Source organism: Mesocryomonas lacus, assembly GCF_055730135.2.
The window spans coordinates 129,455-143,121 of record NZ_JBUZWE020000008.1; the positions used below are offsets into that span (position 1 = coordinate 129,455).

At 68.2% G+C, this 13,667-nt stretch carries 12 protein-coding genes; 9 read left to right on the top strand and 3 right to left on the bottom strand.

Annotated elements, in window-relative coordinates:
• The first annotated feature begins 12 nt into the window (after nt 1-12).
• The 6 genes from ACZLZY_RS14100 to ACZLZY_RS14125 are packed head-to-tail and all read left to right on the top strand — an operon-like array spanning nt 13 to nt 6,624.
• Nucleotides 13-1,731: an ABC transporter permease gene (locus ACZLZY_RS14100; protein WP_472934846.1), complete on the top strand. Its 1,719-nt coding sequence runs from the start codon at nt 13-15 to the stop codon at nt 1,729-1,731.
• Complete coding sequence (locus ACZLZY_RS14105; RefSeq protein ID WP_472934847.1) at nt 1,724-2,803, top strand: ABC transporter ATP-binding protein; 1,080 nt, start codon at nt 1,724-1,726, stop codon at nt 2,801-2,803. Before ACZLZY_RS14100 ends, ACZLZY_RS14105 begins: the two co-directional genes overlap by 8 nt.
• Nucleotides 2,804-2,810: 7 nt before the next feature.
• Nucleotides 2,811-4,037, top strand: coding sequence for a CaiB/BaiF CoA transferase family protein (locus ACZLZY_RS14110; RefSeq protein WP_472934848.1), 1,227 nt, complete (start codon nt 2,811-2,813; stop codon nt 4,035-4,037).
• Nucleotides 4,034-4,879 (top strand): HpcH/HpaI aldolase/citrate lyase family protein, encoded by an 846-nt coding sequence (locus ACZLZY_RS14115; protein ID WP_472934849.1) that lies wholly within the window; start codon nt 4,034-4,036, stop codon nt 4,877-4,879. Before ACZLZY_RS14110 ends, ACZLZY_RS14115 begins: the two co-directional genes overlap by 4 nt.
• Nucleotides 4,880-4,907: 28 nt before the next feature.
• Nucleotides 4,908-5,912 (top strand): hydroxyacid dehydrogenase, encoded by a 1,005-nt coding sequence (locus ACZLZY_RS14120; RefSeq protein ID WP_472934850.1) that lies wholly within the window; start codon nt 4,908-4,910, stop codon nt 5,910-5,912.
• 28 nt (nt 5,913-5,940) lie between these two features.
• Entirely contained in the window at nt 5,941-6,624 is a 684-nt protein-coding gene (locus tag ACZLZY_RS14125) for an RraA family protein (RefSeq protein WP_472934851.1), read from the top strand.
• A 107-nt stretch (nt 6,625-6,731) separates the two neighbouring features.
• Here the strand turns inward: ACZLZY_RS14125 and ACZLZY_RS14130 are convergent, their stop codons facing one another.
• Genes ACZLZY_RS14130 through ACZLZY_RS14140 form a run of 3 tightly spaced genes read right to left on the bottom strand, consistent with a single transcriptional unit; the run spans nt 6,732 to nt 10,532 of the window.
• On the bottom strand, nt 6,732-8,987 hold the full coding sequence (locus tag ACZLZY_RS14130; RefSeq protein ID WP_472934852.1) for a xanthine dehydrogenase family protein molybdopterin-binding subunit: 2,256 nt from the start codon (nt 8,985-8,987) through the stop codon (nt 6,732-6,734).
• Entirely contained in the window at nt 8,980-10,038 is a 1,059-nt protein-coding gene (locus ACZLZY_RS14135) for an FAD binding domain-containing protein (RefSeq protein WP_472934853.1), read from the bottom strand. Before ACZLZY_RS14135 ends, ACZLZY_RS14130 begins: the two co-directional genes overlap by 8 nt.
• Entirely contained in the window at nt 10,035-10,532 is a 498-nt protein-coding gene (locus ACZLZY_RS14140; protein WP_472934854.1) for a (2Fe-2S)-binding protein, read from the bottom strand. The genes ACZLZY_RS14135 and ACZLZY_RS14140 overlap by 4 nt, the downstream gene beginning before the upstream one ends.
• A gap of 156 nt (nt 10,533-10,688) precedes the next feature.
• On the opposite strand from ACZLZY_RS14140, the gene ACZLZY_RS14145 reads away from it, so the two are divergent.
• The 3 genes from ACZLZY_RS14145 to ACZLZY_RS14155 all read left to right on the top strand — a co-directional run bounded on the left by ACZLZY_RS14145 (nt 10,689) and on the right by ACZLZY_RS14155 (nt 13,595).
• A complete protein-coding gene (locus ACZLZY_RS14145) occupies nt 10,689-11,273 on the top strand; it encodes a TetR/AcrR family transcriptional regulator (RefSeq protein ID WP_472934855.1) in 585 nt (194 codons plus the stop codon).
• Nucleotides 11,274-11,669: 396 nt separating this feature from the next.
• Nucleotides 11,670-12,047 carry a hypothetical protein gene (locus tag ACZLZY_RS14150; RefSeq protein WP_472934856.1) on the top strand — a complete coding sequence of 126 codons (378 nt, stop codon included), beginning with the start codon at nt 11,670-11,672 and terminating at the stop codon, nt 12,045-12,047.
• A gap of 36 nt (nt 12,048-12,083) precedes the next feature.
• Nucleotides 12,084-13,595, top strand: coding sequence for a methyl-accepting chemotaxis protein (locus tag ACZLZY_RS14155; protein ID WP_472934857.1), 1,512 nt, complete (start codon nt 12,084-12,086; stop codon nt 13,593-13,595).
• Nucleotides 13,596-13,667: the final 72 nt, after the last annotated feature.

Consider the following 13,667-nt stretch of genomic DNA (forward strand, 5'->3'; position numbering starts at 1 on the left):
GAAACCATCGCCATGACAGCCACGACCGCCGACAAGGGGTCGACCGTGGGCTTCGATCGCTCGCGGCTGATCTTCTGGGGAGTCTTTGCCCTCACCACCGTGATGGTGGTGGGGCCGATCGCCCCGATCATCGTCCAGGCCTTCCTCGACAAGCCGCTCTACGATACCGCGGCGGGCATGACCGTCGGCAATTTCGGCCGTCTGTTCGGCGATCCGGAAATCCTTGGGATCTTCTTCAACACGGCGGCCTTCGCCGTGCTGACCATGGTCGTCGCGCAGGTGTTCGGCGCCGTGATGGCGGTGATCGTCGGCCGCACCAACCTGCCGTTCCGCCGCCTGTTCGGCGAATTGCTGCTCTGGCCGCTGTTCGTGTCGAACCTCGTGATCGCCTTCGGCTGGTTCACCATGTACGGCCCGTCCGGCTATGTCTCGCTCGCGGTGCGCGGCTGGATCGGCACGATCCCCTGGAACCTCTATTCCATCACCGGCATGGGCATCGTCGCCGGCCTCAGCCAGGCGCCGCTCGCCTACCTCATGTGCCTCGGCGCCGTCACCAAGGCCGACGCCTCGCTGGAGGATGCCGCCCGGTCGGCCGGCGCCGGCCCGTTCCGCGCGCTCTGGTCGGTCACCGTGCCGATGATGCGCCCAGCGATCATCTATTCCGCCGTCCTCAACTTCGTCATCGGCATCGAGATGCTGGCGATCCCGCTGCTGTTCGGCGCGCCGAGCGGCATCAACACCATCACCACCTTCCTCTACGACCGCGGCATCAACGCCGCCGTGCAGCCGGACTACGGCATCGTCGGCGCGGCCTCGCTGATCCTCCTCCTCGTCGTCGGCTTCCTCGTCTGGCTGCAGGGACGGCTGATGAAGGGCAGCGGCCGCTTCGTCACGGTGCGCGGCAAGGCAACCCGGCCCTCGACGCTCGACCTCGGCCCCTGGCGCTGGGTCGCCTTCGCCGTGGTCGCCTTCTACGTCCTCACCACCATCGTCGCGATCTTCGCCGGCATCTTCATGCGGGCGGGCGTCACCTTCCTGACGCCGCTGATCCCCTTCTACAAGCTGATGACGACGGCAAATTTCGAGCTGATCTTCAACTCCAGTTCCTATATGCGCTCGATCGGCAATTCGGTGCTGATCTCGCTCGTCGGCGCCGTCGTCGGCACGTTTTTCATCGCCATCATCACCCTTGTCGCCCGGCGCTCGGAGTTCCGCTTCGCCCGGCCGCTGGAATATGTCGCGCTGTTCCCGCGCTCGCTGCCGGGCATCATTGCCGGCCTTGGCTTCTTCTATGCCGTGGTCTGGATTCCCGGTCTCGACGTCATCCGCGGCACGATCTGGATTCTCATGCTGGCGTTCATCCTGCGCTACATCCCGGTCGGCTTCGGGGCCATCGCACCGGCGCTCTCGCAGGTCGGCGACGAGCTCGACCGCGGCGCCCGCATTTCGGGGGCGGACTGGTGGACGACGGTGACGCGGATCATCCTGCCGATCCTGAAGCCGGCGCTGTTCTCCTGCTTCGCGCTCCTCTTCATCCACTTCTTCAAGGAATACGTGACGGCGGTCTTCCTGTACCAGCCCGGCTCCGAGATCATCGGCACCACGATGCTGCAGCTGGTCGCCCAGGGCGACAACGGCCCGGTCTCGGCCCTCGCCACCATCCAAGTCGTCATCACCGCGGTCTTCGTGCTTCTGGCGCGCCGCGTACTGGGAGCCAAGATCTATGGCTGATCTCGTCCTCGACCGTCTGACCATCCAGTATGGCGACGTCACCGCCGTCAACGATGTCTCTATCACTGTGCCGTCGGGCGAATTCCTGACCCTTCTCGGCCCCTCCGGCTGCGGCAAGTCGACGACGCTGTTCTCCATCGCCGGCCTTAACAAGGCGACGTCCGGCACCATTCGCATCGGCGACAAGGTGCTGTTCGACGGCGCCAAGGGCATCTCCGTCGCGCCGGAGCACCGCGACATCGGCCTCGTCTTCCAGAGCTATGCGCTCTGGCCGCACATGAGCGTCGCCGACAACCTCGCCTTTCCGCTGAAGCTCAGGAAAATGGGCAAGGCCGAGCGCGAGGAGCGGATCCGCGATGCGCTGACGCTGGTCGAGATGATGCCCTATGCCGAGCGCTTCCCGTTCGAGCTGTCGGGTGGCCAGCAGCAGCGCGTGGCGCTCGCCCGGGCGCTGGTCTACCGGCCGAGCCTGCTGCTCCTCGACGAGCCCCTGTCCAACCTCGACGCCAAGCTGCGCGAGCGGGCGCGGGTCTGGCTGCGCGAGCTGCAGGAGCGGCTGAAGGTGACCACCATCTACGTCACCCACGACCAGTCCGAGGCGCTCGCCGTCTCCGACCGCATCGCGGTGATGAGCATGGGACACCTGCGCCAGCTCGGCACGCCAAAACAGATCTACAACACCCCTGCCGACGCCTTCGTCGCCGACTTCATCGGCTCGTCGAACTTCCTGTCCGGCAAACTGTTCGGCGGCGACGTCGATGGGCTCCCGAACGTCGAGCTGGCCGACGGCTCGCGCATCCGCACGCTGCCCGGCCGCGCCGCGGCCGACGGCACGCTGGTCGTCGCCGTCCGCCCGGAGCGGCTGGAGATCGTCTCCGGCCCGCAGGACAATGCGATCGCCGCCCGCATCGAGCACGGCACCTATCTCGGCTCGGTCTACCAGTATGAGGTCACCGGCGCCGGCTCGCGCTTCCGCATCCAGACCGCCGAGGAGATCGCGCAAGGCGAGGTCTTCATCCGCATTCCGCCCGAAGCCGCGACGATCTTCCCGGCCGAACCGGACGGCAAGTGAGGCGCCCATGAGCACTGAAAAAGACGTCATCCGCTTCGACAAAGCTGCCACCGGTCCGCTGTCCGGTGTGCGCGTCGTCGATCTCTCGCGACTTGTCGCCGGCAACATGCTGACGCTGCAGCTCGCCGATTTCGGCGCCGACGTCATCAAGATCGAGCCGCCGTCCGGCGACTCGCTGCGCGACTGGAAGGATGACGGCCAGTCGCTGCACTGGAAGACCTACGGCCGCAACAAGCGGTCGGTGGTGATGAACCTGCGCGATGGGGCAACGCTCGAGGCGCTGCGGACGCTGATCCGGACCGCCGACGTCTTGGTCGAGAACTTTCGCCCGGGCACGTTGGAGAAAATGGGCCTTGCCCCCGACGCGCTGCTTCAGCTCAATCCGGAGCTTATCGTCGTCCGCATTTCCGGTTTCGGCCAGACCGGTCCCTATGCGCACCTGCCGGGCTTCGGCACGCTGGTCGAGGCGATGAGCGGCTTTGCCGCCCGCACCGGTTTTCCCGACCGCGAGCCGGTGCTTCCCCCTTTGGCGCTCGCCGACATGATCTCCGGAATGTTCGGCGCACAGGCGACCACCATGGCGCTGCTCGCCCGCGAAAAGGGCATGGCACACGGCCAGGTCATCGACCTCTCGCTGCTCGAGCCGATCTTTGCCGTCCTCGGCCCGGAAGCCTCAATCCACCGCCTTACCGGCAAGGTGAAGGAGCGCGTCGGCAGCGGCTCCAACACCGTCTCGCCGCGCAACATCTACCGCTGCCGCGACGGCCGGTTCGTCGCGCTGTCCGGCTCCATGCAGGCGGTGACGATGCGGATCTTCGACATTATCGGCCACCCCGAGATGAAGACCGATCCGCGCTTTGCCACCAACAGCGAGCGCGTGCGCAACCGCCTCCTCGTCGACGAGGCCGTCGGCGCCTGGTTTGCCGCGCGGGACCGCGACGAGGGCCTTGCCATCATGCGCGAGGCCGGCGCGACGGTCGGCCCGGTGTTCGACATCGCCGACATCGCCGCCGACCGGCATTTCGAGGAGCGCGGCATCGTCGTCGAGGTCGAGGATGCCGACAATGGCTCGCTGCCGATGCACAACATCGTGCCGCGCCTCTCCGCGACCCCCGGCGTCTGGCGCCGCCCGGCGCCGACCCTTGGCGAGCACAATGCCGAGATTCTCGGCGAGATAGGTCTCGATGCCGAAGCCATCGCCGCCATCGCCACGGCGACGAAGGCAGCAGTATGATCCGCTCACTCCTCTACGTCCCCGGCAGCAGCCCGAAGTTCATCGCCAAGGCGCACGAGCGCGGGGCGGATGCGGTTATCATCGACCTTGAGGACGCCGTCGCGTCCTCGGAAAAGACCGCAGCGCGGGAGGCGCTGTCGCAGGCCGTGCCGAGCGTCGGCCAGAAGGGCGCCATCACCTTCGTGCGCGTCAACAATTCTGACGAGCGCCTGCTGCCGGACGCAGCCGCCGCCTGCCGCGCCGGCGCCGACGGGCTCTATATCCCGAAGGTCACTACGCCGGACCTTCTTGATGCGATCGTCCGCCACATCGCGCCGATCGAGGCCGAGCTCGGCCGCAAGCCGATGGTCTTCGTGCCGCTGATCGAGGATCCGGGCTCGGTGTTCGACGCAAGGCCGATCGCGGCCGGTCCCCGCGTGCTCGCCCTCAGCGCCGGCGCCGAGGACCTCGCCACCGCCATGGGGGCCCAGCCGACGCCCGAGGTGCTGAAGCTGCCGAAACAGATGATCCACATGGCGGCGAAGGCCGCGGGCGTCCTCTCCTTCGGCCTTCTGCGCACGGTCGCCGATTACAGCGACGTCGAGAGCCTGAGGCTCGCCGCCCGCGAGGCGCGCGACTTCGGCTTCGACGGTGCGAGCTGCATCCACCCGAGCGTCGTCGCCGTCCTCAACGAGGCCTTCGCCCCGTCCGAGGCGGAGATCGCCTGGGCCCGGAAGGTCGTCGCCGCTAATGCTGCGGCTGCTGCCGCGGGCACCGGCGCCTTCACCCTCGAGGGCCGGTTCATCGACGCGCCGATCGCCGCGCGCGCCGAAGCCGTCATCGCTTTGTCCGAACGTCGCTAGACCCTTTTTCCGTAAAGGAGCCCTCGCCATGAGCGACACACCCAATGGCAGCGGCCGCAGCCGCCGGATCCTCGTGACCCACACGCAGATCGCCCCGAGCGCCATCGCCCTCCTCAACGCCCACGACATCGACGTGTTCTTCTCGCCGCCCTATGACGCGCCGGAAGTCGTGGCGGAGCGGGCGCGCGACCTTGGCGTCGACGCCATCATGGTGCGCCAGGGCAAGGTCAACGACCTCGTCATTTCCGCCTCGCCGAAGCTGAAGGTAATCGTCAAGCATGGCGTCGGCATCGACAATATCGACCTGCGCGCCGCCCACGCCCGCGGCATTCCGGTGCTGCGTTCGCTCGGCTCCAACTCGCTCGCCGTCGCCGAGCACGCCATTGCCCTGGTGCTGGCGCTGATCAAGGAAGTCCTGCCGCTCGACCGCGCGGTGAAATCCGGCGAATGGCCGAAGCCGACCTTCATCGGCCGCGACATCGCGGGGTCGCTGATCGGCCTCGTCGGCTTCGGCGCCATCGGCCGCCACACCGCGCGGCTCGCCGAGGCGCTCGGCATGGAGGTCACTGTCTACGACCCGATGTCGTCCGCGGCGATCCTGGCTGCCGGCTATACCGAGGCGAAGACCGTCGACGCCCTCGTCGCCGCCGCGGACATAATCAGCCTGCACTGCCCGCTGACCACTGAGACACGGCATATGATCGACGCCCGCCGGCTGGCGCTGATGAGGCCGACCGCCTTGATCGTCAACACCGCCCGCGGCGGCATCATCGACGAGGCGGCGCTGGCCGAGGCGCTCGCCGCAAAGCGCATTGCCGGCGCTGCGCTCGACAGTTTTGCGGTCGAGCCGCCGCCGGAAGGCAGCCCGCTCTGGCCGCTTGGCACGCTGGTCGCAACCCCGCACATCGGCGGCGTTACCACCGGCTCGGCCCGCGCCATGGCCGAGATTGCCGCCCGCCACATCATCGACGTGCTCGACGGTAAGGCGCCGGACGCCGCCAGCCTGTCGCATCCCGATACTCTCGCCGCCTGATCTCCCGACCCCAACAGGAAGTGCCACCATGCCCGTAGGCTTCAGAATCAACCGCCACTGGACCCGCGTCGACGCCGCCACCGTCGAGGCCTTTCGTGCGCTCCCGGTCGCCAATGTCAGCGATTCCATGTCGCGCCTCGCCTCCGCCGGCCCTCGCCTCAGGCCCATGCACAAGGACGGCAATCTTGCCGGGCCGGCGCTCACCGTCCGCTCGCGCCCGGGCGACAACCTGATGCTGCACAAGGCGATCGACATGGCCGAGCCCGGCGACATCATCGTCATGGACGCCGGCGGCGACCTCACCAACTCGCTGATGGGTGAGCTGATGCTGGCCCATGCGATCAAGCGCGGCGTCGCCGGCTTCGTGCTCTACGGTGCGGTGCGCGATGCCGAGGCCTTCCTTGTCCGCAACCTTCCCGTCTTTGCCCTCGGCATCAACCACCGCGGCCCCTACCGCGACGGTCCTGGCGAGATCGGCTACCCCATCGCCTTCGACGGCATGACCATCGCGCCGGGCGACCTGATGCTGGGCGACATGGACGGCGTCCTTGCCGTCGCCCGCGGCGACACCGCCGCCGTGCTCGCGGGGGCGCAGAAGAAGCACGCTGCCGAGACGCGGCAGATGGAGGAGACCGATGCCGGCACGGTCGACCGGTCCTGGGTCGACAAGGCCCTCGAAAAGGCCGGATGCACCTACGCCGATATCGGCTGACCCCGAAACAGGGCGGGGCGGTTCTACCGTCCCGCGCTTCGTCTCTCTAACGCACGAAAATCCTCCTGCGACGGCGCGAACCGCTCCGTCGCAGGAGGCTCGCCGGCTTAGTCGAGAAGATCGGCGAGGCCGATCGGGAAGCGGCGGATGCGCTTGCCGGTGGCGTGCCAGATCGCGTTGGCGATGGCGCCGCCCGTGCCGGTGATGCCGATCTCGCCGACGCCCTTGATGCCGAGGGCATTTACGTGCGGATCGTCCTCGTGCACCAGGATCGCCTCCATCGACGGCACGTCGGCGTTTACCGGGATGTGGTACTCCGCGAGATCGGCGTTGAGGATGCGGCCGGAGCGCGCGTCCGTGATCGCCTTTTCGTGCAGCGCGAAGGACACGCCCCAGACCATCCCGCCGAGAAGCTGGCTCTCCACCATCCTCGGGTTGATGATGCGCCCGGCCGCGAAAGCGCCGACGAGGCGCGTCACCCGGATCTGCCCGAGATCGGGATCGACCTTCACCTCGGCGAAGACCGCGCCATGCGCATGCATGGCATAGGCTTCCTGCGCCGCGGGATCGCCGGCGCTTTTGCCTTCCGCCGTGACGAGGTCGAGGCCGGCGCGCTGCAGGATGTCGGCAAAGCTCTCGCCCCGGCTCTCGTCATCGCGCCGAACGAGGCACCCGTCGATGGCGACGGTTCCGACATTGCCGGCGCCGAACAGCGGCGAGCGCTCGTCGGTGGTGGCGATCTCGGCGAGCTTGGCGATTACGTTGACGCCGGCTGAGTGCAGCGCCATGCCGGCGGTCGCGGTGTGCGCCGATCCGCCCGCGATCCCGGCATCGGGAAGGTCGGAACTCCCCGAAAGAAACTCCACCTCGTCGATCCCGAGGCCCAGCGCGTCCGCCGCGATCTGGGCGAGAGCGGTCCAGGCGCCTTGCCCCATGTCCTGCGCGCCGATCTCGGCAAGGCCGGTGCCGTCGCGGTGGATGGTGGCGCGGGCATTGGCCTGGAACATCAGCGCCGGAAAGGTCGCCGTGCCAACGCCCGAGCCGACGAGGAGGCCGGCGTCGTCGCGGCGCGCGCGCGGCTCGACCGGGCGACCCTCCCATCCGAAGCGCTCGGCGCCCAGCCGGTAGCATTCGCGCAGGGATTTTGACGAGAACGGCTTGCCGGAGATCGGCTCGACCTCGGCGTAGTTCTTCAGCCGGAAATCCAGCGGATCCATCCCGACCGCGAAGGCGGCCTCGTCGATCGCGCTCTCCAGGGTGATCGATCCCGTGGCCTCGCCCGGCGCGCGCATGAACAGCGGCGTGCCGGTATCGAGCCGCACCGCCTCGTAGCTCGTGCGGATGGCGGGGCTGGCATAGAGCGTATGGGCAACGCTCGCCGCCGGCTCAAGGAAGTCGTCGAAGGTGCTGGAGGCGGTGCGGGTGTGGTTGCCGATGGCCCGCAGCGCCCCGTCCTCGGAGACGCCGAGGCTGATCGCCTGGCGCGTCGGGGCACGGTGCCCGACGGGGCCGTACATCTGCTCCCGGCGCAGCACCAGCTTGACCGGACGGCCGAGCGCGCGCGCCGCGAGGATGCCGAGCACCTGCGGTCCGGCCGGAAAGCCCTTGGAGCCGAAACCGCCGCCGAGGAAGGGGCTGCGGATGTGGATGTCGCCCGGCGCGATGCCGAAGAGTCCGGCGATGCGCTGCTGGGCCATGCCGAGCGCCTGCGTCGGCATGTCCAGCGAGAGGGTGTCGCCCTCCCAGCGCGCGACGACGCCATGCGGCTCCATAGCGTTGTGGTATTGCGCGGGCGTCTCGTAGACCGCCTCGATGCGGTGGGCCGACGCGGCGAGTTCGCCCTCGAGGTCGCCGGTCTCCTCAAAAGCGGGGTTGCCCGCCCCGACCACGTCGGGCGAGAAGGTTTCGGCGCCGTCGAGGCCGGTGCGCGCCGGCTCGGCTTCGTAGCGCGGGGCAAGAAGCAGGGCGCCCTCGGTCGCCGCTTCCAGCGTCTCTGCCACCACCAGCGCGATCGCCTGTCCAGGATAGCGGACGCTGGCGTTTTGCAGGAGGTCCATCCGGAACATGAAGGGGTTGGACTTCTCGTCCGGATCGGACGCCAGCGGCGGGCGGTTTGCCGGGGTGAAGACCTCGACGACGCCCGGATGCGCCCGCGCGGCCGCCTCGTCGAGGAAGGTGACGCGGCCGCGGGCGATCGCGCTGGTGGCGACCACCGCATAGAGCATGCCGGCCGGATGATTGTCGGCCGCAAAGGTCGCAGCCCCCGTCACCTTCAGGACGCCCTCGCGCCGGGTGAGGGGCTGCCCGATGTTGGAGCCGTGCCGCCGGCGGGGCCCGGTCTCGTTCAAGGTCATCTCAGACATGGAGGTCCCCTTTGGACTGCGCGGCGAAGGGCGAGGCCGGAAGCGCCGGAAGGCGCTCCGGTGTGCCGGCTGCCGCGAGCTGCAGTGCGCGCGCAACGATGCGCTCGGCGAGCACGATCTTGTAGGCATTGTCGCCGAAGGGCGTGGCCCCCTCGAGCGCGGCCTTGGCGGCCTGATCGAAGGCCTCGGCGCCCGGCGTCTGGCCCACGAGCACCGCCTCGGCCGCCGTGCAGCGCCAGGGGCGTGCGGCGACGCCGCCGAGCGCAATGCGTGCCGCGCGGATGCGCCCATTCTCAAGATCGAGGCCCACCGCGGCGGACACGACGGCGAAGGCATAGGACGTCCGCTCGCGCACCTTGAGGTAGCGCGAGTGACCGGAAAAGGCCGATGCGTCCGGCGGCAGCAGGACGGCAACGATCATCTCACCTGGTGCGCACAAAGTCCGGTCCTGCGGGGTGTCGCCGGGCAAGCGGTGGAAGTCTGCCATCGGCACCTGCCGGCGACCCGCCGCGCCTTCCAGTTCCACCAACGCGCCGAGCGCGGCGAGGGGGACGCAGAAGTCCGAAGGGTGCGTGGCGATGCAGGCCTCGCTCCAGCCAAGCACCGCATGCAAGCGGTTTTCGCCGCCGAGCGCGTCGCAGCCGCTGCCGGCCTGGCGCCGGTTGCAGGCGCTGGTGGTGTCGTAGAAATAGCGGCAGCGGGTCTCCTGCATCACGTTGCCGCCGACCGTCGCGGCGTTGCGCAACTGTCCGGACGCTCCCGACAGGAGCGCCTCGGCGACGGCCGGATAGGCCGCTGCAAAGCGCGGGTCATGCGCGAGGTCGGCGTTGCGCATAAGGGCGCCGATGCGCACCGATCCGTCCGCCTGCCATTCGATGCTGTCGAGGCCCGGCAGATGGGTGATGTCGATGAGACGGCCGGGGCGGGCGACGTCGCCTTTCATCAGGTCGAGGAGGTTGGTGCCGCCGGCGAGAAAAGCTGTATCCGGCCCTGCCGCGGCGGCCACCGCCTCGGCAACGCTCATTGCCCGCACGTAGTCGAAGTTTCTCATGCCGCTTTCTCCTCAGCCGACGCGGCCATCCGGCGGCCGGCCTCCAGCACCGCTTCGGTGATGCCGGCATAGGCGGCGCAGCGGCAGAGATTGCCGCTCATGCCCTCGCGCACCCGCTCAGGGTCCCCGCCCGCCTGGTTCTCCGCGAGAAGGCCTACGGCGCTCATGATCTGGCCGGGCGTGCAGAAGCCGCACTGGAAGCCGTCGTGCTCGATGAAGGCAGCCTGCACCGGGTGCAGCGTGCCGTTCTCCGCCAGGCCCTCGATGGTGGTGATCTCGGCGCCGTCGTAGCTCAGCGCCAGCGCGAGACAGGAGTTGATCCGCCGGCCATCTGCCAGGATCGTGCAGGCGCCGCACTGCCCACGGTCGCAACCCTTCTTCGTCCCCGTGAGGTCCAGCCGCTCGCGCAGGAGGTCGAGGAGCGTCACGCGGGGATCGTCGAGGTCGATCCGCCGCTCCTCCCCGTTAATGGTCAGTCGGATGGAGTGGGCCATGCTTTCCCCCGTCTCGTGCGGTATCAACCGGGACCGCCCGTGACTTTTGCACGGTCGGCCTCCAAAACACGTCCACACGGATCCCCGTGCGACGTTCGCAGAGCATATACGGAGGGTGCCTCCGCTTACAAGCTTCGAGGAGTTCCAAACTGTAAGATGGCAAGCGAACCGGAGAAGGGAATGCGCAAGCCGCGGGCCGACGTCGTGCGGAACCGGGAGCGGTTGCTCGCCGCCGCAGTTGACGTGTTCCGCTGCGGCGGGTCCGCGGCCAGTCTCGAGGCGGTGGCGCGGGGCGCCGGGGTCGGGATCGGCACCCTCTATCGGCATTTCCCGACCCGCGAGGCGCTTTTCGAGGCCGTGTACCGCCGGGAGGTCGAGGAGCTGGCGCGTCTTGCCGAGCGCCTTTCAGAGGGGCCCGATCCCGTCGAGGCCCTGCGGCAATGGTCGCGCGGCGGCATCCAGCTGGTCGCCACCAAGCACGGCATGCTGACGGCGCTGGCCCTGGCGGTGGACAAGTCGTCCGACGTCTACGCCTTTTCCTTCGAGCACCTGACGCGGGCGATCGGACTGCTTCTCGGGAAAGCCGTGACCGCAGGCGAAATCCGCCACGACGTCGCGCCGGAGGACGTGCTCCATGCCTTGGTCGGGATGTCGATGATGGGGAAGGGGCCAGGCTGGGAAGCCAACGTCATGCGCCTCCTCGATATCTTCATCGACGGCCTTCTCAAGCGCCCGGCGTGAACGCGGGTCGATAACGCGTCGTGGGTCCCGGGCGCGCGCGGCGCAGTTTCCGGTCGCGTTCGGACCGGTGCGAGGAGGGCGCCGCGATCGACGGGGGCTATAATGCCATCCCTCCCCATTAAAGTAATTATATGCGTAACTTTTCGTAAGTTGTATTTATTTTACGACGTAAAATCATAATATCAGATTAGAATATTTCCTTACAAGTATATTTTAAAAGTAAAACAGGCTTGCGCAAGCCTTCGTTCCTATGAGTTGCTGATGCCGCCACGTTGGCCGATCAAGCGCTGAGGACCGATGCGGCCTTGGCATCGACGGGAAGTCGATCCGGTTCGCGTGGCAGCCGTCTTTCGACCGCAGCAACGAAACCCATCACTATCAGGAAGGATGAGGCCGATGGCGCTCACGAAGAAAAGTGCTGTCCGGACCACGCCCGGATCGTTCATCAACCACGAGGAATCGCATGCCGGCGGGGTCAGGCTCGTGGCCGAGGCGCAGAAGCGTCAGGCGCGCTCCTTCGCGCGGCACCAGAAGGCGGCCGAGCGCATCGCCACGGCGGCGAACCAGCTCTCGGCGGGCGTCGCGGAATCGGCCTCGGCGGCCGAAGAGCTGCGCAAGTCTGCAGATCAGATCGCCGCTGGTGCCGAGGAGGCCTCGGGTGCTGCGCAGGAATCGGTCAAGGCGGTCGCCCGCAGCGCTACCCTCATCCTCGACGCGCGCAACAATGCCGATGCGTCGGTGAAGGTGACAGAGACGCTGCAGGGCCTGATCTAGGATGTCAGCAACCAGCTCTCCAGCTCGATCTCGGCGGTGTCGCGGGCGTCCGAACGCCAGGAGAACTCCGCCAAGATGGTCGAGGAACTCGACCGCCAGGCATCGACGATCGGCGAGGTGGTGAAGGCGGTCGCCCGCATCGCCGACCAGACCAATCTCCTCGCCCTCAACGCGGCGATCGAGGCGGCGCGCGCCGGGCAGCACGGCAAGGGCTTTGCCGTCGTCGCCGACGAGGTGCGAACGCTCGCCGAGACCAGCGAGAAGTCGGCGCGCGATATCCAGGAACTCATCACGCAGATCCAGGAGGGCGTGAAGCTCGTCGCCGAGGGAATCTCCACTTCAGCGACCTCGGCGCGCGCGGAAGCCGGCAAGGGCGTCGTCGTCACCGACCGGCTGACGCAGATCCGCGGTGCGATGACCGAGCTGGTCGCGGCGTGCCGGGAGATCGCCCGGGCCAACGAGGAGTCGAACACGGCGGCGGGCGAGGCACACAAGGGCGCCGAGATTATCGCCGCCGCCGCCGAGGAGCAAGGAGCGGCCTGCGAAGAGGTCAGCAAGACCATCGCCCAGCAGACCGCGGCGCTCGGGCAGAGCGAGCAGGCGGCACAGGAACTCGCAGCCCTGTCGGATGAGCTGAAGAACAGCGCCAATGTCGGCAAGAGCGCGGAGGAAGTCGCCTCGGCCGCCGAGGAACTGTCGAGCGCGGTTGAGGAGATCACCCGGGCTTCGACCCAGATCATGACCGCGCTCGACCAGATCAATCAGGGCGCCCAGCAGCAAGGCGCCGCGACCCAGCAGTCGGCCGCCGCGATCAGCCAGATCGAGAAGGGCTCCAACCTCTCGCAGACAAGGGCGCGCGCCGCGCTTGATCAGGTCGAGGAGATTTCCGCGAGCCTCGTCGAGAACAAGGCGGCGATCGACTCGCTGATCCAGGGCGTGGCGCATTCGGTCGTTACCGGCCGCGCCAGCCGCGACCAGATCAGCGGCATCGAGCAGATCAGCCGGCGCATCGACAAGATCGTCGACGCCATCACCACCGTCTCGATCCAGACCAGCATGCTGGCCGTGAACGGCTCGGTCGAGGCGGCGCGGGCGGGCGAGTTCGGCAAGGGCTTTGCCGTCGTCTCCACCGACATCCGCAATCTCGCCCGCGACTCCGCCGAGAATGCCGACCGCATCAAGGATACCGTCAAGGCGATCCAGGACACCATCGTCACGGTGCGCGAGGACCTTCAGAGCATCGCCGACGCGGCGGAGGTGGAGGTCGACCGCAACAAGCTGATCTCGGCCAATCTCGTCACCGTCGGCACCGATATGGCCGCCGTCCTCGAGGGCAACCGGCAGACGCTCGCCGGTGCCGAGGAGATCGGCCGGCTGGTGCGCGAGGTGCAGGTCGCCATCGAGCAGATCGGCGCTGCCGCTAACCAGGCGACGCGCTCGACGACGGAGGCCGCCGCCGCGGCGCGCGAACAGTCGAAGGGCGCCGAGCAGCTCGCCGCCGCGATCGAGGAGATCGCCTCGCTCGCCGACGAGCTTCAGGCCTCCTGAGCCTTTGGCCGGGCGGCGGGACGCTGCCCGGCCCTTTTCCACCAGCGCGCGCCGCCTGCGCTCCATCCTGCA